This window comes from Pedobacter vanadiisoli (genome assembly GCF_042684385.1).
Lineage (GTDB): Bacteria > Bacteroidota > Bacteroidia > Sphingobacteriales > Sphingobacteriaceae > Pedobacter > Pedobacter vanadiisoli.
On sequence record NZ_JBHULL010000024.1, the window covers coordinates 1 to 1895 of the forward strand.

2 tRNA genes and 1 rRNA gene are annotated in these 1895 nt (G+C 49.8%); all 3 read right to left on the reverse strand.

Features of this window, described 5'->3' with window-relative positions:
• Nucleotides 1–123 precede the first annotated feature (123 nt).
• Nucleotides 124–200: transfer RNA gene (locus ACFSR6_RS17540), tRNA-Ala, on the reverse strand.
• Nucleotides 201–284: 84 nt separating this feature from the next.
• Nucleotides 285–362, reverse strand: a tRNA-Ile gene (locus ACFSR6_RS17545).
• 258 nt (nt 363–620) lie between these two features.
• Nucleotides 621–1895 (reverse strand): 16S ribosomal RNA (locus ACFSR6_RS17550); the annotation flags it as partial.

The following is a 1895-nucleotide window of genomic DNA, read 5'->3' on the forward strand; positions in this document are numbered from 1 at the left end:
TCTTCTTTTATTTCAATTTGTCAATGTATGCCATCAATCCTGATGAACTCTTGTTTTGGTTATGGTTTGTATAAGCTATGGGGTTTACCTTAAGCTTTTTACCTTACAACCCTCAACCTTTTTTGGTGGAGAATAACGGAGTCGAACCGTTGACCTCCTGCGTGCAAGGCAGGCGCTCTAGCCAGCTGAGCTAATCCCCCAGAGTATCAGTCCTTAGTCTTTAGTCCATAGTCCTTAAGTCTTCTTTGACTCATGACTGAAGACTCTCGACTTATGACTTCAAATGGTAGTCCCGTCCAGATTTGAACTGGAGACCCCTACATTATCAGTGTAGTGCTCTAACCAGGCTGAGCTACGGGACTGTTGATTTAAGGTAAGCTTTAGTATGCAGTATATAGTATCTTACCGCTACTGCTTCCTTTGGCTTTCCCCATCGTAAGCTCCGTCATGCTTTAGCTCTTCTGCTATGGCACACCGTTGTCTTCTGGGTGTTTCTTGTTTTCTCTTTTTGTCTCTTTTAGTATCAAGTATTGGTATCTAGACCTTAAGCCTTATACCTTATTACCCTATACCTTATTCGAAATATCATGCGGCGAAGCGGGCAGGTGATTCTGCTCCAGAAAGGAGGTATTCCAGCCGCACCTTCCGGTACGGCTACCTTGTTACGACTTAGCCCCAGTTACCGGTTTTACCCTAGGACGCTCCTTGCGGTTACATACTTTAGGTACCCCCAGCTTCCATGGCTTGACGGGCGGTGTGTACAAGGCCCGGGAACGTATTCACCGCGTCATTGCTGATACGCGATTACTAGCGAATCCAACTTCATGGGGTCGAGTTGCAGACCCCAATCCGAACTGTGAATGGCTTTGTGAGATTCGCATCATATTGCTATGTAGCTGCCCTCTGTACCATCCATTGTAGCACGTGTGTAGCCCCGGACGTAAGGGCCATGATGACTTGACGTCGTCCCCTCCTTCCTCTCTGTTTGCACAGGCAGTCTGTTTAGAGTCCCCACCATTACATGCTGGCAACTAAACATAGGGGTTGCGCTCGTTGCGGGACTTAACCCAACACCTCACGGCACGAGCTGACGACAGCCATGCAGCACCTAGTTTCGTGTGATTGCTCACTGATCTATCTCTAGATCATTCACTAACTTTCAAGCCCGGGTAAGGTTCCTCGCGTATCATCGAATTAAACCACATGCTCCTCCGCTTGTGCGGGCCCCCGTCAATTCCTTTGAGTTTCACCCTTGCGGGCGTACTCCCCAGGTGGAACACTTAACGCTTTCGCTTAGCCGCTGACTGTGTACCGCCAACAGCGAGTGTTCATCGTTTAGGGCGTGGACTACCAGGGTATCTAATCCTGTTTGATCCCCACGCTTTCGTGCCTCAGCGTCAATAAGACCATAGTAAGCTGCCTTCGCAATCGGTGTTCTGAGACATATCTATGCATTTCACCGCTACTTGTCTCATTCCGCCTACCTCTAGTCCATTCAAGCCCGGCAGTATCAAGGGCACTGCGATAGTTGAGCTACCGTCTTTCACCCCTGACTTATCAGGCCGCCTACGCACCCTTTAAACCCAATAAATCCGGATAACGCTTGGATCCTCCGTATTACCGCGGCTGCTGGCACGGAGTTAGCCGATCCTTATTCTTCCGGTACATTCAGCTACTTACACGTAAGCAGGTTTATTCCCGGATAAAAGCAGTTTACAACCCATAGGGCAGTCTTCCTGCACGCGGCATGGCTGGTTCAGGGTTGCCCCCATTGACCAATATTCCTTACTGCTGCCTCCCGTAGGAGTCTGGTCCGTGTCTCAGTACCAGTGTGGGGGGCCATCCTCTCAGATCCCCTAGTCATCGTCGCCTTGGTGGGCCGTTACCCCGCCAAC